We start from the raw sequence: 23499 nt of genomic DNA on the forward strand, positions 1-23499 counted from the left end.
CCGGCGCCGCCCATGTCAGCGCATCGTCGGGATCACGAAGGCGTGTTCGCCGACCGCGCCGCCCTTCGGCCAGCGCTGGGTCACGACCTTGGTCCGGGTGAAGAAACGCACCCCGTCGATGCCGTACTGGTTGAGGTCGCCGAAACCCGAGCGCTTCCAGCCGCCGAAGCTGTGGTAGGCCACCGGCACCGGGATCGGCACGTTGATCCCGACCATGCCGACTTCGACCCGCTCCGCGAATTCGCGCGCGGCCTCGCCGTTGCGGGTGAAGATCGCCACGCCGTTGCCGTAGGGGTGTTGCGAGGGCAGTTGCAGCGCTTCCTCGAAGCTGTCGGCGCGCACGATCTGCAGCACCGGGCCGAAGATCTCGTCGCGGTACGTCTTCATCGACGCGGTCACCCGGTCGAACAGGCTCGGGCCGAGGAAGAAGCCGTCTTCGTGCCCGGGCAGCGCGAAGCCGCGGCCGTCGCGCACCAGCTCCGCGCCCTCCTCGACGCCGATCCGGATGTAGTCCTCGATCCGCGCCTTGTGCGCGGCGCTCACGACCGGGCCGTAATGCGCGCCGGGATCGGTCGACACGCCGATCTTCAGCGCATCGATCGCGTCGAGCAGCTTCCCGCGCAATGCGTCCGCGGTCGCCTCGCCCACCGGCACCACCACCGGCAGCGCCATGCAGCGCTCGCCGGCCGAGCCGAAGGCCGCGCCGATCACGTCGGCGACGGTCCGGTCGAGGTCGGCGTCGGGCAGCACGATGCCGTGGTTCTTCGCCCCGCCCATGCATTGCATGCGCTTGCCGTGCTGCGCGCCGAGCGCGTAGACATGCTGGGCGATGTCGGACGAACCGACGAAGCTGACCGCCTTGATCGTCGGGTGCTTCAGGATCGCCTCGACGACCTCCCTGTCGCCGTGCACGACGTTGAGCACGCCCTCGGGCAGGCCGGCCTCGATCATCAGTTCCGCGAGCCGCACCGGCACCGACGGATCGCGTTCGGACGGCTTCAGGACGAAGGCGTTGCCGCAGGCGATCGCCGGGCCGAACATCCACATCGGGATCATCGCCGGGAAGTTGAACGGGGTGATGCCGGCGACCACGCCCAGCGGCTGCCGCGCCGAGAACACGTCGATGCCCGGGCCGGCGCCCTGGGTGTATTCGCCCTTCAGCAGGTGCGGGATGCCGCAGGAAAACTCGATCACCTCGAGCCCGCGCTGGATGTCGCCGCGCGCATCCGACAGCACCTTGCCGTGCTCGGACGACAGCAGCCGCGCGAGATCGTCCATGTTCTGCTCGAGCAGGCGTTTGAACTCGAACATCACCCGCGCGCGGCGCTGCGGGTTGACCTTCGCCCAGTCGGCCTGTGCCTTCGCCGCGCTGGCGACGGCGCGGTCGAGTTCGGCGGCCGAGGCCAACGACACCTTCGCCTGCACACTGCCGCTATTCGGATCGAAGACGTCGCCGTGGCGGCCGGAAGCGCCGGCGACGGTCTTGCCGTCGATGAAATGTTCGATGCTGCGCATGTCGGTATTCCGGTTCGTTACTTCGGCGGGGAAAGGATCCACAGGTGGTCGGGATCGATGCAGAACATCCAGCGCCGTTCCGGCCCGGCCATCACGTTGAGGTAGTAAAGGTCGTAGCCGTGCGCGGCGCCGACCGGGTGGTAGCCGCGCGGCACCAGCACCATGTCGCCGTCGCCGACGGCGAAGGATTCGTCGAGGTCGCCTTCGGCGGTGTAGACACGCTGGAAGGCGAAGCCCTGCGCCGGCGTTATGCGGTGGTAGTAGGTTTCCTCGAGCGCGGTTTCCTTGCCCGGCACGTGGGTGTCGTGCTTGTGCGGCGGATAGCTCGACCAATGCCCGGCCGGCGTGATGACCTCGACCACCAGCAGGCTGTCGGCCGGTTCGCCCTCCGGCAGGATGTTGCGCACGTAGCGGGTGTTGGTGCCCTGGCCGCGGGTCTCGCGCGGCATGTGCGCCGCGTCGATCAGCCGCGGCGCGCGGCCCGGCTTGCCCGGTGCGGTGCACACGACCAGTTCCGCCGCGCCGTTCGCGACCACCGAATACGCGGTGCCGGCCGGCACGTACACCGCGCCCGGCGCCCTGTCCTCGAACGGCGTCGCGCGCCCGCCGACGGCGACAAAGGAATGTTCGCCGGCGACCACGTCGGCGCTGCCGGTCACCAGCACCAGGCAGGTTTCGCGCGCCGCGTCGAAGCCCTCGAAACGCTGGCCGTCGGCGAGCCGGACGATGTGCTGGCCGATGTAGGTCCAGCCGGCGCTGTCCGGGGTCACCGCCAGCACGGTGCCGTCGGCGGTGGGCGCGTGCGGGCGCAGGTGCAACCGACTGCTCACGACAGCCCCGCCCTCGCTGCCGCTTCGCGCAGCGTGCGCAGGCCGAGTTCTGCATACGGCTTCGGTGGCGCCAGCGCCGGATCCTGCTCAGCCTCGATCACGATCCAACCGCTGTAACCGATCTTCTTCAGTTCGCGCATCACTTCGTCGTAGTCGATGCCGCCATCGCCGGGCACGGTGAACATGCCGGCGAGCACGCCGTCGAGGAAGCTGGCGCGCTCGTCGCGAGCCTTGGCGAACACCTTGGCGCGGATGTCCTTGCAGTGCACGTGGGCGATCCGTCGCGGCCATTCCTGGATCAGGCCGATGAAGTCGACCCCGCCGAGCGCGGCGTGGCCGGTGTCGAGGGTCAGCCCGACCGAATCGCCAGTGCTGCGCAGGAACGCACGCACGTCGCCGTCGCTCTCGACCACGGTACCGAGGTGGTGGTGGTAGGCGAACTTCAGCCCCTGCGCCGCGATGTAGTCGGCGACCTCGGTCATGCGCGCGCCGAACTGCGCCCAGTCGCCGGCGGCCAGCCGCGGCGAACCGGTCAGCGGCACGCGCTTGTTGCCGTGCACCGCGTTGCTGGTCTCGGCGAATACGAACACGTTGCTGCCCAGCGCCTTCAGCACCTGCAGGTGCGGCTGCAGTGCGGCGATTTCGGCCTGCGCGTCCTGCACCAGCAGCGAACCGCTGTACCAGCCGCCGATCAGGTCGATGCCGTAACCGGCGAGCAGCGGCTTCAGAGCGGCCGGATCGCGTGGGAACTTGCCGCCGAGTTCGACCCCGGCGAAGCCGACGTCGCGGATGTCGGCGAGGATGCTGTCCAGCGGCGTGTCGCCGCCCAGCTCGGGCATGTCGTCGTTGGCCCAGGCGATCGGGCTGACGCCAAAACGTATCGTCATGACAAGTCTCTCTTCATGCGCACGCGCTGTTCGTAGTCGCGACGTGCGGCGTTGACTTCGGGGCGGTCGGAAACCTCGGGAACGGCGACGTCCCACCACCAGCCGCCGGCTTCGGTGGTTTTCAGTGGATCGGTGTCGATGACCACAACGGTCGAGCGCTCGGCGGCGCGCGCGCGTTGCAGCGCGGCCTGCAGTTCGCCCAGCGTGGCCACGTGCTCGGCCAGCGCGCCGAGGCTGCGCGCGTGCGCGGCGAAGTCGATGTCCGGCAGCGCGGCGTGGCGCGCGTCGGCGAGCAGGTTGTTGAAGCCGGGCGAACCGGTCGCCTGCTGCAACCGGTTGATGCAGCCGTAGCCGCGGTTGTCGAGCAGCACCACGACCAGCTTGAGGCCGAGCATCACCGAGGTGGCGAGTTCGGAATTCAGCATCAGGTAGCTGCCGTCGCCGACCATCACCACCACTTCGCGCTGCGGTTCGGCCATCTTCACGCCGACCCCGCCGGCAATCTCGTAGCCCATGCACGAATAGCCGTATTCGAGGTGGTAGCCGCCGGGCCTGGCGGTGCGCCACAGCTTGTGCAGCTCTCCCGGCAGACCGCCGGCGGCGCAGACCACGACCACGTCGTCGCCGAAGCTTCCCTGCACCGCCCCGATCACCTGCGCATCGCTGGGCAGGGCCTTGCCGGCCTCGCCCGAGGTCGCCACGACGACGTCGGCGTTCCAGGCGACGACCGCGGTGCGGTCGCGCTCGACGACCTCGCCAGCGACGCGCCAGCCCTGCAGGCGTTCGCGCAGCGCTTCGACCACGGTGAGCGCATCGCCGACCACTGCGGTCGCGCCATGCTTGTGCGCGTCGAACGACTGCACGTTGACCTGGAACAGCCGCTTGCCTTCGAACAGGCTGCGCGAGCCGGTGGTGAAGTCCTGCAGGCGCGTGCCGATGCCGACGACGAGGTCGGCTTCCTGCGCCATCGCGTTCGCGGCGCTGGAGCCGGTGACGCCGATCGAACCGAGCGCGCACGGATGCGTCCACGGCAGCGCGCCCTTGCCAGCCTGCGTCTCCGCGACCGGCAGGCCGGTCGCTTCGGCGAGCACGGCGAGTGCGGTTTCGGCCTGGCTGTACAACACGCCGCCGCCGGAAACCAGCAGCGGGCGCTTCGCGACGCGCAGCGCCGCTTCCAGTGCATCGAGTTCGCGCGGGTCCGCAGGCGGCCGGCGTTGCGTCCAGATGCGACGCTCGAAGAACGACAACGGGTAGTCGAACGCCTCGGCCTGCACGTCCTGGCAGAACGCCAGCGTGACCGGGCCGCAGTTCGCGGGATCGAGCAAGGTCGCCAGCACCTTCGGCAGCGCATCAAGCAGCTGTTCGGGACGCACGATTCGGTCGAACCAGCGCGACACCGGCCGGAAGCAGTCGTTGGCCGACACCGTGCCGTCGCCGAAATCCTCGACCTGCTGCAGCACCGGGTCGGGACGGCGGCTCGCATAGACGTCGCCGGGCACGAACAGAACCGGCAGGCGGTTGACGTGCGCTAGCGCCGCGGCGGTGACCAGGTTGGTCGCGCCGGGGCCGATCGAGGTGGTGCAGACCATCGCGCGGCGGCGGCGCATCTGCTTGGCGTAGGCGACGGCGGCGTGCGCCATGCCCTGTTCGTTGTGCGCGCGGAAGGTCGGCAGCGCGTCGCGCGCGGCGTACAGTGCCTCGCCCATCGCGGCGACGTTGCCGTGGCCGAAGATCGCCCACGCGCCGGCGAAGTATGGTACTTCGGCGCCGTCGACGACGACGTACTGCGCGCACAGCCAGCGCACCAGCGCCTGCGCTGCGGTCAGGCGGATCGTCGTCATCTCAGGCCACCTCCCCCACCGGCCGGCGCGAACGCGCCACGCGCCAGGCTTCCACCAACGTGCCGAAGCGCCGGGCGAGGTCGGCGACCGCGGTCTCGTCGTCGATCTTCCCGGCCAGCCAGCGCTCGGCGGCGTCGGCAAAGATCGTGCGCCCGACTGCGAAACCCTTCACCACCGGCGCTTGCGCCGCGGTCCGGAACGAAGCGACCAGTTCTTCTTCCGGCGCCGACAGGCCCAGCAGCAGCACGCCGCGGCAATACGGGTCGTTGGCGGCGATGACCTGGCCGATGTTGGCCCAGGCCTGCGCGTCGTCGCTCGGTTCCAGCTTCCACCAGTCCGGCCTCATGCCCAGATCGTAAAGCCGCTGGAGCGCGCGCGACACCGTGGCCGCATCGACCTTGCCGTCGCGCGAGACGATGATCTCGACCAGCAGCTCGTGGCGGGTCTTCCGCGCCGCGTCCTGCAGGCGCAGCAGTTGCCGCTCCTGGCGCTCGCGCAGTTCCGTCGCATCGTCCGGGTGGTAGAAGGCCAGGCACTTGATCACGTGGTTGGCCGGCCAGGTCGCGACCTCGGTGGCGACGTCGGCCGAGCTTTCGAATTCGAGCGGGCGCGAACCCGGCAGTTCGATCGGGCGGCCGATCCAGTACGGGCGGTCCGCCGCGGCTTCCAGCCCGCGCATGCCGTAGCGGCCGTCGAGCAGCACGCCGAAACGGTCGCCGCTGCCATCCGCAGCGAGCCGGTCGACCGCCTGCAACGCGAGTTTCTTGAACCCGGCGATGCGCTCGTAGCCGATGCCGAGCTTGTCGCAGATCGCCTCGAACTGGCTGCGGTGGTCCATCGCCAGCACGGTCAGGTCGTTCCACCCGCCGTTGCGCGTGGTCGCCCAGTGCAGGTGTTCCAGCGCCGCGTCCTCGCGCAGGCGCAACGGATGCTGCTTCGCGTCGAGGAACCGGCGCAGCTCGGCCCAGGTCGCCATCGCCGGCGCGCAGCCGTGACGCGAGACCACGATCGCACCGCAGGCGTTGGCGTATTCGCAGCAGGTTTCCAGCGCCTCGCCGCGCAACCAGCCGCGCAAGAAGCCGGCCATGAACGCGTCGCCGGCGCCGAGCACGTTGAACACCTCGATCCTGAAGCCGCGACCGACGACGCCGTCGTCGAGGCGGTCGGGGATCGCGCCGGGGAAGGCGACGCAACCCTGCGCGCCGCGCTTGTACACCAGCAGCGCCGGCGTCCGCGCGCGGATCGCGCGCAGCGCGGCGACGGTGTCGGTGGTGCCGCCGAGGATGTGGATCTCCTCCTCGGTCCCGACGACCAAGTCGCACAGCGGCAGCACCTGCTGCAGCTTCATGGTGACCGCATCGTGGGCGACGAAACGGTCTTCGCCGCGGTCCTTGCCGGCCAGTCCCCACAGCACCGGCCGGTAGTCGATGTCGAACACGACCTTGCCGCCGCCGGCGCGGGCGAATTCGCAGGCGCGCACCGAGGCGTTGAACACGTTGTCGCGCGATAGGTGGGTGCCGTTGATCAGCACCGCCTTCGCCGCGCCGATGAAATCCGGATCGACGTCGTCCACGGTCAGCGCCATGTCGGCGCAATTCTCGCGGTAGAAGATCAGCGGGAAGGTGTCCGGGTCACGGATGCCGAGGAACACCAGCGCGGTCAGCCGCTCCGGGTCTTCAAGCACGCCGCGGGTGTCGACGCCCTCGCGGCCGAGCTGCTCGCGCAGGAAGCGGCCGAAGTGGTCGGCACCCACCCTGGTCAGCAAGCCAGCGCGCAGGCCCAGCCGCGAAGCGCCAATGGCGGTGTTGGTCGGGCTGCCGCCGACGTACTTGGCGAAGGAGTTCATGTCCTCCAGCCGGCCGCCGACCTGTTCGCCATACAGATCGATGCTGGAACGCCCGATCGTGACCAGATCCAGCGAATGTTCCACCGCCATGCTGGCTACCCTTCCCTGCGGGCGACCATCGCCCGACGTTTTGTAAAATATATTCTATTTTTTGAAAAATGCAAGATTCATTTCAATGACTACTTGAGCGATTCCGCGGCTCATTTCCGCTGGCCGCGGCCACGGCGGGTGCCCAGCGTCGAAGGATTGCGCACCTGGCTGGCACTGGCGAAGGCGTAGGACAGCACCAGCGACTGCGCCAGGCACATCGAGGTCGACAGCGAACGGAACTTGCGGATCTCGGCCTCGCGCACCTGCAGCACCAGGTTGGCCGGCTTGGCGATCGGGCTGACCAGGCTGTCGCTGATCGACAGCACCTTGCTGCCCGCGTCCACCGCGACGTCGATCAGGTGCGCGGCCTCTTCGGCATACGGGTGGTAACTGACCACCAGCAACAGGTCGTCGCGGGCGATCCCATGGATCTGCTGCCGGGTCATGCCGCCGACGCTGTCGACCAGCACCGCGCGCTTGTCGACCTGGTGCAGCGAATACGCAAGATAAGCCGCGACCGGGAACGAGCGGCGGAAGCCGGCCACGTACACGGTGTCGGCCTGCGCGATCAATTCCACCGCTGCGGCCAGGCTGGCCTTGTCGACAGTTTCGCCAAGGTGCTGCAGGGCCATGATGTTGCCTTCGACGAACTCCGACAGCACCTGCGACGGCGCGCCGACCTTCTTGCCGTCGACCGCCTTGGAGAACTCGCGGATGCGCTCGCTGTAGCCCAGCGAGGCGTTCGACGACAGCAGGCCGTCGCGAAACAGCCGTTGCATCTGCGTGGCGCCCTCGAAGCCGAAGGTCTTGGCGAAGCGCACGATCGCGGACGGCTGCACGCCGGTGCGCTCGGCCAGCACCGCCAGCGTTTCCAGCGCCACCGTGTTGGGCTCGTCGAGCACGTAGCGGGCGATCTGCTGCAGTCGCTTGCTCAGCGTCTCGTAGCGGGCAAGGATCGCCGCGCGCAGTTCCTCGGCGGTGTTCGGCGGGGGATTCTTCTCGGCCATTCGGACCACTCTTTGGTGTCGGCTGTCGCCGGTTCAGGGGAGGAGGCGCCGGGGTATGCAGCCGGCACCGTCATCGCTATTCTATTCGAATCTGGAATAGAATATAAATTCCATACAACGGAACGACGGCGGGGGACATTGTGGAACGAATCGACGTGGCGCTGATCGGCGCCGGGCGCATGGGGCAGATCCACGGCCGCAACGCCGCGGCCAATCCCGGCCTGCGGGTCAAGTACGTCGTCGACCCGCGCCCCGGGGCGGCCATGCTGACCCGGGAGCTGGGTGCGCAGCCGGCGCCGCTGGAACTGGCCCTGGCAGATCCGGCGGTACGCGGCGTGCTCATCTGCAGCACCACCGACTGCCACCTGGAACATGCACTGGCCGCGGCTGCGGCGGGCAAGGCGATCTTCTGCGAGAAGCCCATCGACCTGGACCTCGACAAGGCGCGCCGGGCGCAGCCGCGGTTCGACGGCGTGCCGTTCCTGCTCGGCTTCAACCGCCGCTTCGACCCGCATTACCGCGCCCTGAAGCGACGCCTCGAGGCCGGCGAAGCGGGGGCGCTGGAAGCGCTGCACATCGTCAACCACGACCCGGCCGCCCCCCCGCCCGGCTTCGTTCCCACCAGCGGCGGCCTGTTCAAGGATTTCACCGTGCACGACCTGGACACGGCGCGCTGGCTGCTCGGCGAGGAGCCGGCGGAAGTGTTCGCGACCGCGAGCTGCCTGGTCGACGCGAGCATCGGCGAACAGGGCGACGTCGACACCGCGCGCACCGTGCTGAAGACCGCCGGCGGCAGGCTCTGCGTGATCTCGAACACGCGCCGCAGCGGCTGCGGTTACGACCAGCGCATCGAGGCCTACTGCGCGCGCGGCCTGCTCTGCGCCGACAACGTGCGCATCGATGCGGTGCAGGCCTGGTGCGAAGGCGGCGCGGTCGCGTCGCCGATCCACCCGAATTTCGCCACGCGCTACCGCGAGGCCTACAGCGCGGAAATCGACCACTTCGCCGACGTACTGCACGGCCGCGCCGCGCCGCAGATCGGCTACGCCGACGGCATCGTCTCGCTGGTCCTCGCCGAGGCCTGCGCCGCATCGGTGCGCGACGCTACCGCCATCCAACTCTGACCCAGCCCGGGACCCAAGCAATGCACAAGATCGTCCTCATCGGCGCCGGCCGCATCGGCCGCATCCACGGCAGGAACGCCGCTGCCAACCCGCGCGTCGAGCTGGCCGGCGTGGTCGACGTGGTCGACGCCGCCGCGCAGGCGCTGGCGAAGGAGCATGGCGTGCCGGTGCGCACGCTCGACGACGCCCTCGCCGACGAAAGCGTCGCCGGCGTGATCGTCGCCAGTTCCACCGACACCCATCTCGACTACAGCCTGCGCGCCGCCGCGGCCGGCAAGGCGGTCTTCTGCGAGAAGCCGATCGACCAGGACCTGACGCGGGCGAAGTCGGCGGCGAAGGAACTGGCGCGGGCGCGCCTGCTGCTCGCCTTCAACCGCCGCTTCGACCCGAACTTCCAGGCACTGAAGGCCAAGCTGGATTCCGGCGCGGTCGGCAGGCTGGAAAGCCTGCAGATCACCTCGAACGACCCTGCCCCGCCGCCGCCGTCCTACGTCGCCGTTTCCGGCGGACTGTTCAAGGACATGGCGATCCACGACTTCGACATGGCGCGCTGGCTGCTCGGCGAGGAGCCGGTCGAAGTGTATGCCTCCGGCAGCTGCCTGGTCGATCCCGAGATCGGCAAACTCGGCGACGTCGACACCGCGCGCACGGTGCTGAAGACCACCGGCGGCAGGCTGTGCGTGATCTCGAACAGCCGCCGCAGCGGCTTCGGCTACGACCAGCGCATCGAGGCCTACGCTTCGGCCGGCATGGTCCGCGCCGACAACGTGCTGGAAAGCACGGTGCAGGCATGGAACGAAAACGGCGCGGCCGCCGACAAATTCCAGAACTTCTTCCTCGACCGCTACGCCGAGGCCTACCGCCGCGAGATGGAGCACTTCGCCGACATCCTCGACGGTGCCGCCCCTTCGGTCGGCTACGCCGACGGCGTCGCCGCGCTGGCGCTGGCCGAAGCCGCGGCCGAGTCGAGCCGGTCCGGCAAGGTGGTCAGGCTATAAGCCCGCGAACATCGTCGCACGCCGCGTCGCCCCGCACCGTGCGGGGCGATTCATTCGCATCGATTCGCTGCCCCATAGGGCGGGGCTTGTGCCGCTGCCCCCGATCCTGCTTTTGCCGCGGACGGCAGCGCCGGATCCAGGCGCCTGCGCGAAAGAAGGCCCCGCCCAGGCGGGGCCGGAGAGGATCGATGTCAGTGCTTCGGCGCGGTGGCCAGCGGCGCGACCAGCTTGGCGCGAACGCCCCTGGCGAAGTCGTCGAGCCTGCATTCCTTCGCGCAGCCGGGGATGTCGAGGTAGACGTAGGCCGGCGCGTTGTCGCCGCCCAGTGGCTGCAACTCGCGTACCTGGTCCATCGTCTGCGCGCGGTAGAAGGCGCGCACGTACTTCGTCCCCGCGGCGTCGGACAGCACCTCGAAGCCGAGTGCGCCGCCCGGCGGCGGATCGTCCTGCGGATAGCCGGGCACGGTCCAGTGCAGGTCGAGGAAACCGCCGAGGTTGGCGATGTTGGTGTCGTGCCCGACCAGCACGGTCAGCTTCGGGCCGGATTCCATCGCCTCGAGCATCCGTGCCGCCAGCGGCGAGGCGGCGCGCGCGGCGATGTACGGCGGCCGCGCTTCGTAGCGGAACTTCAGGGTATGGAATTCGAGTAACTTGCCGATCTCGTCGCGCCCCAGGCGCCCCCAGGCCACGTCCTGCTCCGGCATGCCTTCGAGGTATTCCAGCAGGAAGGTCTGCGCGACGGTGGACGCGGTGCCCAACGGATCGCCGATCGACGGCCCGTCGCCCTCTTCGCGCACCAGCCCGGCCGGCTGCCTGGACAGATCGCACGCCGCGGCCTCGGCGCAACCAAACGCGCGGTTGAGCAACGCGAACAGTTCCGCATGGCGACGCACCTCCTCGTCCATGCCGCCAGCGGGGGCGAGCGCCTGCGCAGCGCGCAGCGCTTCGTCGGCGTCGATGGGAACCGCGCCGGCATCGAGCGGATGGAATTCGACGTCGTCCTTCGCCTCCTTCGGGAACGACACGTCGACCGGGCAACCGGGCGCCATCCCTTCGACCAGCGCGCGCGCGGTGGCCTGCGTGCGCGACTTGGCGCTGGCCGCCACGGCAAGGTCGTCCTTGCCCGGGCAGCGATATTCGGGCAGCAGGCCGCGCTCGATCCAGTGCGTGCGATCCCAGGCGCCGAGCAGCTTCACCGCGTCGTGGCCGTGCGGGGTCAGCTCGCCGAAACCGACCGACCACTTCGGCCATTCGCCATCGACCACGCCGTCCGGTACGAACTTCGCCTTGGTGGGCGGACGCACGCCATGGCGCATCAGCATGACCACGCGCTCGAGCTTGGGTTCGGCGGCCGGACCATCGACGGCGGCCTTTGCCGCGGCGGCGCCGTCGTGGCGCGCGCAGGCGGACAACGCGAGCGCGATCGCGCCCAGCGCGAACCGCCTTGCGGCGTGCGTTGCATGTTTCGACATCGTTTCGCTCCTGCTGGCTGGAAAACCGGCTGGCCGGCCGGAAGCCCGGGCGGGCTTCCGGCGGCGCGGCCGCCCTCGAGGGGGCTGGATCAGAACACCATGCGCAAGGTCAGCGTCCAGCGCGGCGAGGAACGCTCGCGCTCGACCTCGAACCCGTCCACGTTGTAGGCGGCCTGGTTCCCGATGATTTCCGCTCCGTTGTCGCCGTCGAAGCCGGACTCGGTCTGGATCGAGCGCGCGTCGAGCAGGTTGCTGCCGGTCAGGCGCAGCATGGTGTGGTCGCCCAGGCGCTTCTCGATGAACACCTCCAGGTTGCCGTCGTAGAGCTGGTGCTCGATCTCGCCGTAGGTCACGAAGTCCGACTCGCCCTGCTTCTGGTAGCTGGCGCCGATGCTGGCATCCCAGGAGGGGATGTTCTGGGTGATGCCTACGTTGTAGACGTAGTCCGGCTGGTAGTCGATGAAGATGTCGCCCCCGCCAGCGGGGTCGTCGCGTTCAGAATGCAGCCGCGTGTAGTTGGCGAACACGCCGGTCTCGCTGAGGCCAATGAAGTCCAGCGGCGTGGACAGGTCGAACTCGATGCCGCGCACCTTGGCCTTGCCGATGTTGGCGTAGCTGTAGACGTTGCCGGGGAAGTCCTCGGGATCGAGGCCGACGCTGTCGGTGCCTTCGCCGGTGTTCACCAGGCCGATCAGGTCGTCGATGCTGCGCGCGAACAGGTTGACGCCGAACACGCCGCGGCGGCCGATGCGGTGCTCGTAGCCGATGTCGAAGCCGATCGAGGTCTCCTGCTTCAGGCCGGGGTTGCCGACGGTCACGTCCTCGTCGGCAGGCGATTCCAGCGACAGCGCCGGCACCAGCTGGTCGATGCTCGGGCGGCGCACGGTCTTGGCGACGCTGAAGCGCAGCTGGTCGCTGTCGTTGATCGACCACCGCAGGTGCGCCGACGGGTTGAGCTGGAATTCATCGCTGCTGGCGCTGCCCTCGGAGGTTTCCTCGAGCGTGCCGGCCTCGTAGAACGCGGTGGCGAAGGATTGCTCGGTCTTGGTGCTTTCCGCGCGCAGGCCGGTCTCCAGGGTCACGTTGTCGGAGAGCTTCCACTTCAGCACGCCGTAGGCGTCGAGGCGGCGTTCCTGGTAGTCGAACTGGCCGTCGTTGATGGTGATGTCCTCTTCGTCGTCCATGTCGTCGCTGACCACCAGGCGGTAGTCGCGGTCCTTGCGCTTGGCGCTGATGCCGAACTTGCCCGAGACCCGGTCGCCGAAGTCGCGGGCGTAGGACAGGCCGGCCAGCCATTCGCCGTCTTCGGCGTCGTTCACTTCGCGGTTGACCAGGTTGCCCGGCTCGTCCTCGAAGGTATCCTCGATGCCGTCGTCGTCGAAGCGGTTGTACGACAGCTCCGCCTTCCAGGTGCCGCCGCCGGCCTTGCTGGTCAGCAGCGCGGCAAGGCCGTGGCTCTTCTGCTGGAAGTGGGCGTCCTGCAGCTCGATCGCCGGATCTTCCAGGTCGAGGCCGCCGACGCTGCCGTCGCCCTCGAACTCGCGGGTGTCTTCGTGTTCGCGGCGGTCGGTGGTCAGGTAGAAGGCATCGAAGCGCAGCGAGGTCTCCTCGGACAACAGGAAGGTGGCGTCGCCGTTGAACGACTTGTCCTCGCTGTCGCGCCAGTCGCTCTGCTCGGTGCGTTCCACCGCGCTGGACTGCGATGCGTCGTCCCAGCGCTCGAGGCGGCGGCCGGTGCCGTGCGCCGCCACTTCCTCGGCGAATCCGACCGAATCCTCCTCGAACACTTCCTCGACCGCATGCTTCTCGTTGAAGCGCTTCTGCGCGTCCAGCGTCAACGACCAGAACGCGGTCTCGGACTGGTTGCGTCCCGACCACGACACCGAGGCATTGGGACGGTTCTTGCCCGAAGCCTGGTCGTGGCTGACGCCGATGCGCGCGATCACGCCCGGCGGCAGGCTTTCGCCGTCCTTCAAGATGATGTTGATGGTGCCGCCGACGCCCTGGCTGTCGATGTCGGCGCTGGGCGCGCGCACGATCTCGATGCGGTCGATGATTTCGGCCGGGATACGGTCGACGAACACGGTGCGGTCGTTGCCCGCGCCGGGGATCGGGCGGCCGTTGACCAGCACCTGGGTGTAGCCCAGGCCGAGGCCGCGCAACTGCGGCGCGTCGGATTCGCCGATGTCGCTGGTGAAAGCGACCCCGGGCACGCGGCGCAGCTGGTCGCCGACCGAGACCGGCTCGAATTTCTGGAAGAACTCGCGGCCGTACACCAACTGCGGGGCCGTCGTTTCCGCGCGGTCGCGGTACTGGATCTGGCCCGTGACGATCACCGACTTCAGGTCGGTGACCTGGCCTTCCTGCGCCTGCGTTGCCGCCGGCGCGGCCACCGGATCCTCCCCCTGCGATGCGGACGCGGCCTCCTGCCCGTCGACCTCCTGCCCGTCGGCATCCTGGGCAAAGGCCTGCCCGGGCGCGATCGCGAGACTGCTCAAAACGAACGCCGTCAGCGTATTCCTACGGATCTTGCGCATTGTGTGGTCCCTCCCGAGGACATTCACCACCGGCCGGACGATGGCCCGGCCCAGGCGGCTGCGCGCAGATTACGAACAAACATTCCAAAATGCAAATGAAATGGAATTTTTCTTGCAAAGCAGCATGGTTCATGCCATCTTTCCGGGCCATGACCGGATCGCCAGACAGGCGCCACGCCCTGGCGTGACGCGCATTCATCGGCCATGGGAGGAGACGATGCGAACCAAGATGCAGTTGCGATTTGCCCTTTGTGCCGGGCTCGGCGCCTGTTGCGCCTCCGCCCCCGGGCAGACCGCGCAGACCGCGGACACCCCGCTGGTGGCGGCGAAAACGCAGACCCAGGCCAGCGCCTCGGACGAGGTCGAGGCGGCGGCCTTTGCCATAGACCCGGCCCGCGCCAGCGCCAGCCGCATCGTCGGCAGCACGGCCCTCGGCGGGCTGGAAAGCTATTCGCTGGACGGCAAGCGCCGTGCGGCGATGCCGGCCGGCGAAGCCGTCGCCGTGGCCACCGCCGAAGACGCGCGCGGAACCGTGCTCGCCGCCATCGACGCCACCGACAATCGCCTGCGGCTGTTCCGCGTGCGCGGCGCGGGGCTCGAGGAAGCGACCGCGCGCAAAATCGCGCTCGGCTTCGCCGGCGAGGGCATCTGCCTGTACCGGCATGCGCTCGACGGCGCGCTGTACGCCTTCGTCGTCGGCGACGGCGGCGAGATCGACCAACTCATCCTGTTCGCCAACGCCGACGGCAGGCTCGATGCGCGCCAGGTGCGGCGCGTCAGCCTGCCCTCCACCGTGAAGCAGTGCGCCGCCGATTCGCGCGGCCATGTCTATGCGGCGCAGGAAACGGTCGGCCTGTGGCGCTTCAATGCCGACCCGGAAGCGGACCTCGACGCGACGATGGTCGATTCGCCGTCGCTGGGCAATCTCGAGGGCGAGACCAAGGGCGTGGCGCTCTACGACGGCGGCGCAGGCCGGCGCCTGCTGCTGGCTTCCGACACCGACGGCGGCCGCATCAACGTCTATGACCGCGACGACAACGACGCCTACGTCGGCGCGTTCCGCGCCGGCCCGAACGGCAAGGTCGTCGGCGAACCCGGTCCGCTCGCGGCGACCTCCGCGCCGCTGCCGTCGGCGCCGCACGGCGCGCTGCTGGTCGCGGACGAGGACGACTCGAACTACAAGCTGCTGTCGATCGACGACATCGCCAGCGCGCTGAAGCTGCCGGCCGCGCCATCCGCTTCGGCCGGCGCCGAGGACAAGCGCTTCGCCTCCGTCGTCGCCGTCGCCGAATCGCGGCCGATGGACAGCTACGGCGACGCCGCCGACGACCCGGCGATCTGGGCGGACCCGGACGATCCTGCCGGTAGCCTGGTCATCGGCACCGACAAGCGCGCCGGCCTGTACGTCTACGACCTGCAGGGCCGGGTCAAGAGCTTCATCGCCAGCGGCAAGATGAACAACGTCGACCTGCGCGACGGCTTCGAACTGGGCGGCGAGAAGATCGTGCTGGTGACCGCCAGCAACCGCACCGACAAGTCGATCGGCATCTACCGGCTCGACACCGCGACGGGCGAACTGGCCGACATCGCCGATGGCGTCCAGCCCACCGGCCTCGGCGACCCCTACGGCCTGTGCATGTACCGCAGCGCGCGCGATGGCCGCACCTACGTGCTGGTCAACGGCGACGATACACGCTTGCGCCAGTGGCAACTGGTGGCGACGAAGAACGGCAAGGTGCGGGCGGAGCTGGTGCGCGACCTGAACTTCGATTCGCAGACCGAAGGCTGCGTCGCCGACGACGCCGGCGGCAGCCTGTTCGTCGACGAGGAGGACGTGGCGCTGTGGAAACTGCCGGCCGAACCCGATGGCGGCGACACCAAGACCGCGGTCGCGCGCGTCGCCGACAACCCGTCGCTGAAGGACGACCTGGAAGGCCTGGGCATCTACGACCTCGGCGACGGCCGCGGCTACATCGTGGTGTCCAGCCAGGGCAACGACAGCTATGCGGTGTTCCGCCGTGAAGGCGGCCACGAATACCTGGGTTCGTTCGCGGTGGTCGCGGACCCCGCGAACGGCATCGACGGCATTTCCGAGACGGATGGCCTCGAGGTCAGCAGCCGCAACCTCGGTCCCGGCCTGGAACACGGCGCGATGGTCGCCCAGGACGGCCGCAACGTGATGCCGGTGGAGAACCAGAACTTCAAGATCGTGCCGTGGAAGGCGATCGCCGAAGCGCTGGGGCTGGAGATGCGCCAGCCCTGACCGGACAAGATGCATGGCGGCGCCATTTCGCCGCATGGCCGATGGCGCTGCGCGTCACCGGGCACGCGGAGATCCGGCGCCTTGTCCTGCCTGCCGTCGCTTGGCGCGACGGCAGGCAGAAGCCACCAGACCGTGACGCTCCCTACCCTCCTTCCCGGAGATCTGCGTCATCGGCGCGGCGCCCGATGGTGGTCCTCGCCGCTTCCATTTCGCTGCGACGACGAACAATTCCGGAATCCCGCGGTTCGGGCAGCGCGTTGTGTGGACAACCGAGGCAGGCGAAACCGGCTTTCGCGACGGCGAGGGACATGCCTGGCGGTTTGCGGAAGACGCGGAAATCGTGCCCGCGGGCTTAAGATGCGCCTCCTAGTACAGGAGGCGACGTCATGGGCCAGTGGATCACGATCGGGACCGCACGCGGGCCGGTGCAGGCCTGGCAATCGCCGCCCGACGGCAAGTCGCGCGGCGCGGCGCCCAAGGGTGGCGTCGTCGTCGTGCAGGAGATCTTCGGTGTCAATGCGCACATTCGCAGCGTTGCCGACGGTTTTGCCGCCGCCGGCTACCTGGCCATCGCGCCGGCTTTCTTCGACCTGGTCGAGCAGGGCGTGGAGCTCGACTACGGCCCGGCCGAGTTCCAGCGCGGCCGCGAGCTGGTGACCGAGGTCGGCCTGGACGGCGCACTGGCCGTGGTCGAAGCGGCCGCGAAGCTGGCCGCATCCGCCGGCAAGGTCGCCACGGTCGGCTATTGCTGGGGCGGCACCGTCGTACTGCGCGCGGCGCAGGAACTCGGCCTGCCGGGCGTCAGCTACTACGGTGCGCGCAACGTCGCCTTCCTCGACCGGCCGCTGAAGGCCCCGGTCGTCTTCCACTTCGGCGAGCGCGACGCCTCGATCCCGCCGGAAGCCGTGCAGGCGCATCGCGACAAGCTGCCGCCGACGCTGGCGCAAGTGTTCACCTATCCCGCCGGGCACGCCTTCAATCGCAACGTCGACCCGCGCCACCACGACGCCGGCAGCGCCGCGCTGGCGCAGCAACGCACACTGGAATTCCTGCGGAAGAACATCGGATGAGCGCCGCGCCGCGACAGGAATTCGTGCTGGATCCGCGGCTCGAAGCCGACAGCGTGCTGGTCGCCGACGGCCCGCTGTCGCAGGTGCGGCTGATGGACGACGCGCGCTTCCCGTGGTTGCTGCTGGTGCCGCGCGTGCCCGGCGCGATGGAGTGGATCGACCTGGACGGCAACCAGCAGCGCCTGCTGCTGGCCGAGATCAACCAGGTGGCGAAGCTGCTGCGCGACGAACCCGGCGTGCAGAAGCTGAACATCGGCGCCCTCGGCAACGTCGTGCGCCAGTTGCACGTGCACGTGGTCGGCCGCCACGAAGGCGACGCGGCGTGGCCGGGGCCGGTCTGGGGCAGCGGCGCCGCGCGGAAATGGGACGTCGATGCGCTCCTGGCGCGTGTCGCGGCATGGCGCGCCAGACTGGGATGAAAGCGACCCGGCGCGATGACATTCCGTTCAGATCGCGCGGTGCCAAAATGATGCCAACCTCACCGACACGGGACCGCCCATGAAACGCCTGCTGCTCGCCGCGCTCCTCGCCATCGCCCTGCCTGCCTACGCCGGCATCTTCGACAAATCGCCGGACAAGGCGGCGCAGGAAGCGGCTGCCGGCGACCTGCCCGCGGTCACCGTCTGGATCGACGCCAGCTGGGGCTTCCGCAACCAGGGCGCGGCCAACAACCTGAGCAAGGCGCACAAGGCCTTCTACGCGAATGGCTACCGCGTGGTCAGCGTCGAGCCGTATATCGAAAACGGCGACCTGCAGGGTTTCTTCGTCACCTACGAGAAGCGCGCTTACGTTCCCGTACCCTGACAGTCAATCCGCCTTGACGACCCGGGTGCCGGCGATCAGGTCGTGCCCGCAACGGCAATCGGCGCGGAAGATCATCAGCACGTCCACCAGTGCCGCCAGGTTGCCGAGGAAGGGAACCAGGCCCGCTACCTGCACCGGCAGGTAGCGCTTGGCGATCAGCGTGGCGAAAGAGGGCTTCTCCCCCTGCAGATCGACGATGCGGATCTTCATCAGGCGTTTGCCCCAGGTCTGCCCGCTCGCGCTCAACGGATAGCCCTGCACGAGGACGAAGATCACGAAACCCATCAGCCCGTACAGCAGTTGCATGCCGAAGCCCGGCGCCTGCCCGCTCGACGCAGCCTGCCAGTAGCCGGTCGTGAACATGACCGGGCAGACGAGCACCAGCATGATCACGGTATCGAGCAATGCCGCGGCCAGGCGTTCGCCACGGCCCGCAAGCTGGTCGTCCCGGGCCGGATCGACGACCGCCGTTTCCGGTGCCTGATAAGGATTCTGCTCCATCTCCGCCCCCTCCTTCCGCCGATGGACGCTGCTCAGGTCCGCGGCAGCGTGACCCCGGTCTGCCCCTGGTACTTGCCGCCGCGATCCTTGTAGCTGGTCTCGCAGACCTCGTCGGATTCGAAGAACAGCATCTGCGCCACGCCCTCGTTGGCGTAGATGCGCGCCGGCAGCGGCGTGGTGTTGCTGAACTCGAGGGTGACGTGACCCTCCCACTCCGGCTCCAGCGGGGTCACGTTGACAATGATGCCGCAACGCGCGTAGGTACTCTTGCCCAGGCACACCACCAGGGTGCTGCGCGGGATGCGGAAGTACTCGACGGTGCGCGCCAGCGCGAAGCTGTTCGGCGGAATGATGCAGACGTCGCCCTCCACGTCGACGAAGCTGCCGCTGTCGAAGTGCTTGGGGTCGACGATGGTCGAATTGATGTTGGTGAACACCTTGAACTCGCGCGAGCAACGCACGTCGTAGCCGTAGCTGGAGGTGCCGTAGCTGACGATGCGGTGGCCGTCGGCGGCGGTCTTGACCTGGCCCGGCTCGAACGGCTCGATCATGCCGTGCTGTTCCGCCATCCGCTTGATCCAGCGGTCGCTCTTGATGCTCATGCAATGCTTCCCGTGGCCGGACGGCCGTTGCGTGGAATTCTAGCCGAGTCGGTCACGCCAACGACGAGGCGATCGTCATCGGCGCGCGCGGCCGCTTCGCCAGTTCGCCCGCCAGCGCCCGCGCGGTGGCGCGGTAGGCCTGCGCCGCCGGCGAATCCGGCGCGGCCACCACCACCGGCTGGCCGGCGTCGCCCTGTTCGCGGATCGCGATGTCCAGCGGCAGCGAACCCAGCAGCGGCACGCCGTACTGGGCCGCCATGCGCTCGCCCCCGCCTTCGCCGAACAGGTGCTCGGCGTGGCCGCAGTTCGTGCAGACATGCACCGCCATGTTCTCGACGATGCCCAGCACGGGGACCTTCACCTTCTCGAACATCTTCAGCGCCTTGCGCGCGTCCAGCGTGGCGATTTCCTGCGGCGTGGTCACGACCACCGCGCCGGCGACCGGAATCCGCTGCGCCAGGGTCAGGTGGATGTCGCCGGTGCCCGGCGGCAGGTCGACGACCAGGTAATCAAGGTCGCCCCAGCGGGTGTCGTTGAACAGCTGGGTCAGCGCCGAGGTCGCCATCGGCCCGCGCCAGATCATCGGCGTGTCGGCGTCGACCAGCAGGCCGATCGACATCGCCTCGACCCCGAACGCGCGCAGCGGCTCGATCGACTTGTTGTCCGGGCTTTCCGGGCGCCCGCTCAGGCCGAGCATCGCCGGCACGCTGGGCCCGTAGATGTCCGCGTCGAGCAGCCCGACCTTCGCCCCGTCGGCAACCAGCGCCAGCGCCAGGTTCACCGCGGTGGTCGACTTGCCTACCCCGCCCTTGCCCGAGGCCACCGCGATGACATTGCGCACGCGCGGGTGCGGCGAGAGGTCGGGCTGGACGGCATGAGCAGATATGCTGGGCATGGATTCGACAGTTTTTATTAAAAAAAACAATGACCTGAGAAATTATGCCATTGGCATCCCCGGGGAGCAGCCACCCGACGCATCCGGATGCCCCGGGAGGGGATCCCTAGCCACCCGGAAAGGACATTTGGTGGCAAATTCTACAGGCAGCGATGACCGTTCACGGTCACTTCACATCGAATTAACCACATGCTAACGTCGAGCCCGGGAGAGGAATCACCCAGGCAATTGCGACCGTACTGCCCGCTTTGGGATGGGCGGAACGGCCATTCCTTAAGTCAAACACAGGGTCAGTCCATGTCAGCACTCAGGTCAAATCGAATCAAAAAGAACCGTCTCAGCGCCGCCGTGTTCGCGGCCATCCTGCTCCCGTGCGCCCCCGCCATCGCCCAAGAGGCGGCCGCGGACGAAGGTCAGACGGAAACCAAGCAGGAACAGGCCACCAACCTCGAGAAGATCGTCGTCACCGGCTCGCTGATTCCGCAGACCGAACTGGAAACCTCCAATCCGGTGCTGATCATCGATGCCGAGGACATCCATTCCCGCGGCTACACCAGCGTCGCCGACATCCTGCAGCAGAACAGCTTCGCCAGTGGCGGCATCCAGGGCGGCGAAACCTCCGCTTCGTTCACCCAGGGCGCCGAGGCAGTGAGCATGTTCGGCTTGGACCCGGGCTACACCAAATACCTGATCGATGGCCGTCCGATGGCCAACTACCCGGCCCTGTACAACGGCTCCGACGTATTCAATGCCATCCAAGGCATTCCGATCGACCTGGTCGATCGCGTCGAAATCCTGCCGGGCGGCGCCTCGTCGCTATACGGTTCGGACGCGATGGCCGGCGTGGTCAACATCATCCTGAAGAAGCAGATGGACGGCGCCATCCTGCGCATCCGCGGCGGCGGTTATTCCGATGGCGGTGGCAGCAACTTCCGCGTCAGCCTGGCCAAGGGCTTCAACAGCGAGGACGGCCGTCTGTCCGCGGTGTTCGGCGCGCAATACGAGGAACGCGACCCGATCTGGGGTTACCAGCGCGACCTGACCGACTCGATCAACCAGGACGGCTACTCCGCGGCGACCGCGCCGCGCGACTACCTGGTCTATGGCTATACCCAGCTTTCCGATTTCGGCTTCGGCAACTACGGCTACGTGCTGCCGGATGCCGCTGCCGACTGCGCCAACGTGGCCAGCCAGTTCAACGGCACCGAGGAGCTGCAGTTCCGCCCCGGTTACGGCTACTACTGCGGCTCGATGCTGTCGCCCGGCTGGCGGACCATCCGCAACGGCAAGGAGAGCGGGCAGATCTACGGCCACGTCACTTTCGACATCAACGACAACGTACAGTTGTACGCGGACGCGCTGTACAGCCATGACGCGACTCGCTACTCCGCTGGCAGCAACTACACCTGGTGGGGCACCGGCATCAAGTACGGCTATTTCTACGACCCGGACTACGACGGCTTCATCAACCTGCAGCGCGTGTTCACCCCCGAGGATATCGGCGGGCTGGGCTACGGCGACATCATGGACAAGGTCACCAACAAGAGCTACCAGGTCGCCTTCGGCTTGCGCGGCATGTTCGGCGAGAACTGGGACTATGACCTCAGCTTCGCCCGCAACGAATCGAAGTACACCTCACGCGGCTGGGTGCGCTGGGCCGATGCGATCAACGCGTATTTCGAGGACACCGTGCTCGGTCCGCAACTGGGCGTCGATCCGTACTACAACTACTACCCGGTGTTCCAGCCCGACTACGCGGCCTTCTACAGCACCAATCTGACTCCGGAGGACTTCGCCAGCTTCACCGGCTATGCCATCTCCAAGGCCAAGACCTGGGACGACGTGTTCCGTGCACAGTTGACCAACAGTAACCTGTTCTCGCTGCCAGGCGGCGACGCGGGTCTGGCGGTCGCGATCGAGGCCGGCAACGAGGGCTGGGATTATCAGCCGAACCCGGGTTACCTCAACGGCGACGTGTGGGGTACCACCGACGTGGCCGGCGCTGCCCACCGCACTCGCTATGCGGCGATGAGCGAATTGCGCCTGCCGTTCTTCGACATGCTGACCGCTTCGCTATCGGCCCGCTACGACGCCTTCGACGCGTACGGCGTCAAGGTTGACAAGCCGACCTGGAGCGCTGGCCTGGAATTCCGCCCGTTCGACAGCCTGTTGCTTCGCGGCAAGTACGGCACAGCGTTCAAGGCGCCGACCCTTTCCGATACGCACCAGGGCTTGAGCGGCTTCTATTCGTTCGCCTCGGACTACTGGCGCTGCGGCCTGCCCGAGAATGGCGGTTATGACCCGTCGGATCTCGAGGGCTGCGATTACGACAGCGTCCAGTTCTTCGGCACCCAATCCGGCAACCCGGACCTGGACCCGATCAACGCGGACTTCTGGAGCGCGGGCGTCGTCTTCTCGCCTCTAGCCAAGCTGTCCTTCAGCGTCGATTACTACAACTGGGATATCCGCGACGAAGTCGCTGGCTTGTCCGCCGACGACGTACTGCTGCAGGAGTACTACTGCCGCAACAACCTCGAGGGCGGTCCTGGCGTTACCTCGTGCGACAATGCCTTGGCGTGGGTTACCCGCGGCCCCAGCGGCCAGCTCCTCGAGGTCTACACGCCGAAGGTCAACATCGCCCAGCAGAAGCTCGAAGTGCTGGCGGCGACGGCCAAGTACGCGCAGGACATCGGCCGCTTCGGCGACCTGGCGTTCTCGCTGAACTACACGCGGACGCTAGACCACACCCTGCTGCCGCAACCGACCGAGCGCGAGATCGACCTGCTGGACGAGCCGCAGGCCAACTGGGTCTACGATGCCGGCCCGAAGTACAAAGCCGACGCAGCAGTCACTTGGAACATCGGCAAGTTCAGCACCACGGTCTATGCCAACCAGATCGGCCCGACCTGGAATTACCTGGCCTACGCCACCGACGACCCGACCTACGTCCACGCATCGGGCGCCAAGGCCGGCAAGTGGGGCTCGTACACCACGTACAACCTCGGCCTCGATTACGCGGCAATGGACAACCTGACCTTCTCGGTCAAGGTCAACAACGCCTTCGACAAAACGCCGGACGACCAAGCCTCGAACTTCCCGGGTACCACGTCGACGCCGTACAACAACTACCTGTACAGCGCCATGGGCCGTTCGTTCTATCTGGAAGTGGCTTACAAGTTCGGCCAGTCGGAATAATCCCGGCATCGCGCTTTTCGGC

Annotated in this window: 18 protein-coding genes; 7 read left to right on the forward strand and 11 right to left on the reverse strand. The window is 68.0% G+C overall.

The genetic code is table 11. From position 1 onward, the window contains the following. Nucleotides 1–15: 15 nt before the first annotated feature. The 6 genes from CSC71_RS02245 to CSC71_RS02270 all read right to left on the reverse strand — a co-directional run bounded on the left by CSC71_RS02245 (nt 16) and on the right by CSC71_RS02270 (nt 8016). Nucleotides 16–1515 (reverse strand): CoA-acylating methylmalonate-semialdehyde dehydrogenase, encoded by a 1500-nt coding sequence (locus CSC71_RS02245; protein WP_162372718.1) that lies wholly within the window; start codon nt 1513–1515, stop codon nt 16–18. Nucleotides 1516–1532: 17 nt separating this feature from the next. Beyond that, nucleotides 1533–2345 (reverse strand): 5-deoxy-glucuronate isomerase, encoded by an 813-nt coding sequence (iolB, locus tag CSC71_RS02250; protein WP_162372719.1) that lies wholly within the window; start codon nt 2343–2345, stop codon nt 1533–1535. Then, entirely contained in the window at nt 2342–3232 is an 891-nt protein-coding gene (gene iolE, locus CSC71_RS02255; RefSeq protein WP_162372720.1) for a myo-inosose-2 dehydratase, read from the reverse strand. The genes iolB and iolE overlap by 4 nt, the downstream gene beginning before the upstream one ends. Beyond that, nucleotides 3229–5073, reverse strand: a complete 1845-nt coding sequence (gene iolD / locus CSC71_RS02260) for a 3D-(3,5/4)-trihydroxycyclohexane-1,2-dione acylhydrolase (decyclizing) (protein ID WP_162372721.1) — start codon at nt 5071–5073, stop codon at nt 3229–3231. Before iolD ends, iolE begins: the two co-directional genes overlap by 4 nt. A 1-nt stretch (nt 5074) precedes the next feature. Then, entirely contained in the window at nt 5075–7009 is a 1935-nt protein-coding gene (locus tag CSC71_RS02265) for a bifunctional 5-dehydro-2-deoxygluconokinase/5-dehydro-2-deoxyphosphogluconate aldolase (protein WP_162372722.1), read from the reverse strand. A gap of 110 nt (nt 7010–7119) precedes the next feature. Continuing rightward, nucleotides 7120–8016, reverse strand: coding sequence for a MurR/RpiR family transcriptional regulator (locus CSC71_RS02270; RefSeq protein ID WP_162372723.1), 897 nt, complete (start codon nt 8014–8016; stop codon nt 7120–7122). Between the two features lie 140 nt (nt 8017–8156). On the opposite strand from CSC71_RS02270, the gene CSC71_RS02275 reads away from it, so the two are divergent. Both CSC71_RS02275 and iolG read left to right on the forward strand, forming a co-directional pair. Next, complete coding sequence (locus tag CSC71_RS02275) at nt 8157–9140, forward strand: Gfo/Idh/MocA family protein (protein ID WP_211367819.1); 984 nt, start codon at nt 8157–8159, stop codon at nt 9138–9140. 20 nt (nt 9141–9160) lie between these two features. Then, on the forward strand, nt 9161–10138 hold the full coding sequence (iolG, locus tag CSC71_RS02280) for an inositol 2-dehydrogenase (RefSeq protein ID WP_162372724.1): 978 nt from the start codon (nt 9161–9163) through the stop codon (nt 10136–10138). A 191-nt stretch (nt 10139–10329) separates the two neighbouring features. Here the strand turns inward: iolG and CSC71_RS02285 are convergent, their stop codons facing one another. Beyond that, nucleotides 10330–11610, reverse strand: a complete 1281-nt coding sequence (locus CSC71_RS02285; protein WP_162372725.1) for a histidine-type phosphatase — start codon at nt 11608–11610, stop codon at nt 10330–10332. Nucleotides 11611–11699: 89 nt separating this feature from the next. Next, entirely contained in the window at nt 11700–14108 is a 2409-nt protein-coding gene (locus CSC71_RS02290) for a TonB-dependent receptor plug domain-containing protein (protein ID WP_162372726.1), read from the reverse strand. 256 nt (nt 14109–14364) lie between these two features. On the opposite strand from CSC71_RS02290, the gene CSC71_RS02295 reads away from it, so the two are divergent. The 4 genes from CSC71_RS02295 to CSC71_RS02310 all read left to right on the forward strand — a co-directional run bounded on the left by CSC71_RS02295 (nt 14365) and on the right by CSC71_RS02310 (nt 18284). After that, nucleotides 14365–16410: a phytase gene (locus CSC71_RS02295; protein ID WP_211367821.1), complete on the forward strand. Its 2046-nt coding sequence runs from the start codon at nt 14365–14367 to the stop codon at nt 16408–16410. Between the two features lie 386 nt (nt 16411–16796). Next, complete coding sequence (locus tag CSC71_RS02300; protein WP_162372727.1) at nt 16797–17480, forward strand: dienelactone hydrolase family protein; 684 nt, start codon at nt 16797–16799, stop codon at nt 17478–17480. After that, entirely contained in the window at nt 17477–17899 is a 423-nt protein-coding gene (locus CSC71_RS02305; RefSeq protein WP_162372728.1) for an HIT domain-containing protein, read from the forward strand. Before CSC71_RS02300 ends, CSC71_RS02305 begins: the two co-directional genes overlap by 4 nt. A 79-nt stretch (nt 17900–17978) precedes the next feature. Further along, entirely contained in the window at nt 17979–18284 is a 306-nt protein-coding gene (locus CSC71_RS02310; RefSeq protein WP_162372729.1) for a hypothetical protein, read from the forward strand. Between the two features lie 3 nt (nt 18285–18287). Here the strand turns inward: CSC71_RS02310 and CSC71_RS02315 are convergent, their stop codons facing one another. Genes CSC71_RS02315 through apbC form a run of 3 tightly spaced genes read right to left on the reverse strand, consistent with a single transcriptional unit; the run spans nt 18288 to nt 20282 of the window. Beyond that, nucleotides 18288–18785 (reverse strand): RDD family protein, encoded by a 498-nt coding sequence (locus CSC71_RS02315; RefSeq protein WP_162372730.1) that lies wholly within the window; start codon nt 18783–18785, stop codon nt 18288–18290. A 32-nt stretch (nt 18786–18817) separates the two neighbouring features. Next, nucleotides 18818–19387: a dCTP deaminase gene (gene dcd / locus CSC71_RS02320; protein ID WP_162372731.1), complete on the reverse strand. Its 570-nt coding sequence runs from the start codon at nt 19385–19387 to the stop codon at nt 18818–18820. A 52-nt stretch (nt 19388–19439) separates the two neighbouring features. Beyond that, nucleotides 19440–20282, reverse strand: coding sequence for an iron-sulfur cluster carrier protein ApbC (gene apbC, locus CSC71_RS02325; RefSeq protein ID WP_162372732.1), 843 nt, complete (start codon nt 20280–20282; stop codon nt 19440–19442). A 297-nt stretch (nt 20283–20579) separates the two neighbouring features. Here apbC and CSC71_RS02330 point away from each other — a divergent pair, with 297 nt between their 5' ends. Next, nucleotides 20580–23477, forward strand: coding sequence for a TonB-dependent receptor plug domain-containing protein (locus CSC71_RS02330; RefSeq protein ID WP_162372733.1), 2898 nt, complete (start codon nt 20580–20582; stop codon nt 23475–23477). The last annotated feature ends 22 nt before the right edge of the window (nt 23478–23499 follow it).

This window comes from Pseudoxanthomonas sangjuensis (assembly GCF_010211755.1).
GTDB classification, from domain to species: domain Bacteria; phylum Pseudomonadota; class Gammaproteobacteria; order Xanthomonadales; family Xanthomonadaceae; genus Pseudoxanthomonas_A; species Pseudoxanthomonas_A sangjuensis.

Coding starts and splice junctions, on each gene's coding strand:
- iolG (WP_162372724.1), top strand. CDS start 9,161: ATGCACAAGATCGTCCTCATCGGCGCCGGCCGCATCGGCCGCATCCAC.
- apbC (WP_162372732.1), bottom strand. CDS start 20,282: ATGCCCAGCATATCTGCTCATGCCGTCCAGCCCGACCTCTCGCCGCAC.
- CSC71_RS02330 (WP_162372733.1), top strand. CDS start 20,580: ATGTCAGCACTCAGGTCAAATCGAATCAAAAAGAACCGTCTCAGCGCC.
- CSC71_RS02245 (WP_162372718.1), bottom strand. CDS start 1,515: ATGCGCAGCATCGAACATTTCATCGACGGCAAGACCGTCGCCGGCGCT.
- CSC71_RS02305 (WP_162372728.1), top strand. CDS start 17,477: ATGAGCGCCGCGCCGCGACAGGAATTCGTGCTGGATCCGCGGCTCGAA.
- CSC71_RS02300 (WP_162372727.1), top strand. CDS start 16,797: ATGGGCCAGTGGATCACGATCGGGACCGCACGCGGGCCGGTGCAGGCC.
- CSC71_RS02265 (WP_162372722.1), bottom strand. CDS start 7,009: ATGGCGGTGGAACATTCGCTGGATCTGGTCACGATCGGGCGTTCCAGC.
- iolE (WP_162372720.1), bottom strand. CDS start 3,232: ATGACGATACGTTTTGGCGTCAGCCCGATCGCCTGGGCCAACGACGAC.
- CSC71_RS02270 (WP_162372723.1), bottom strand. CDS start 8,016: ATGGCCGAGAAGAATCCCCCGCCGAACACCGCCGAGGAACTGCGCGCG.
- CSC71_RS02295 (WP_211367821.1), top strand. CDS start 14,365: ATGCGAACCAAGATGCAGTTGCGATTTGCCCTTTGTGCCGGGCTCGGC.
- dcd (WP_162372731.1), bottom strand. CDS start 19,387: ATGAGCATCAAGAGCGACCGCTGGATCAAGCGGATGGCGGAACAGCAC.
- CSC71_RS02310 (WP_162372729.1), top strand. CDS start 17,979: ATGAAACGCCTGCTGCTCGCCGCGCTCCTCGCCATCGCCCTGCCTGCC.
- CSC71_RS02285 (WP_162372725.1), bottom strand. CDS start 11,610: ATGTCGAAACATGCAACGCACGCCGCAAGGCGGTTCGCGCTGGGCGCG.
- iolD (WP_162372721.1), bottom strand. CDS start 5,073: ATGACGACGATCCGCCTGACCGCAGCGCAGGCGCTGGTGCGCTGGCTG.
- CSC71_RS02315 (WP_162372730.1), bottom strand. CDS start 18,785: ATGGAGCAGAATCCTTATCAGGCACCGGAAACGGCGGTCGTCGATCCG.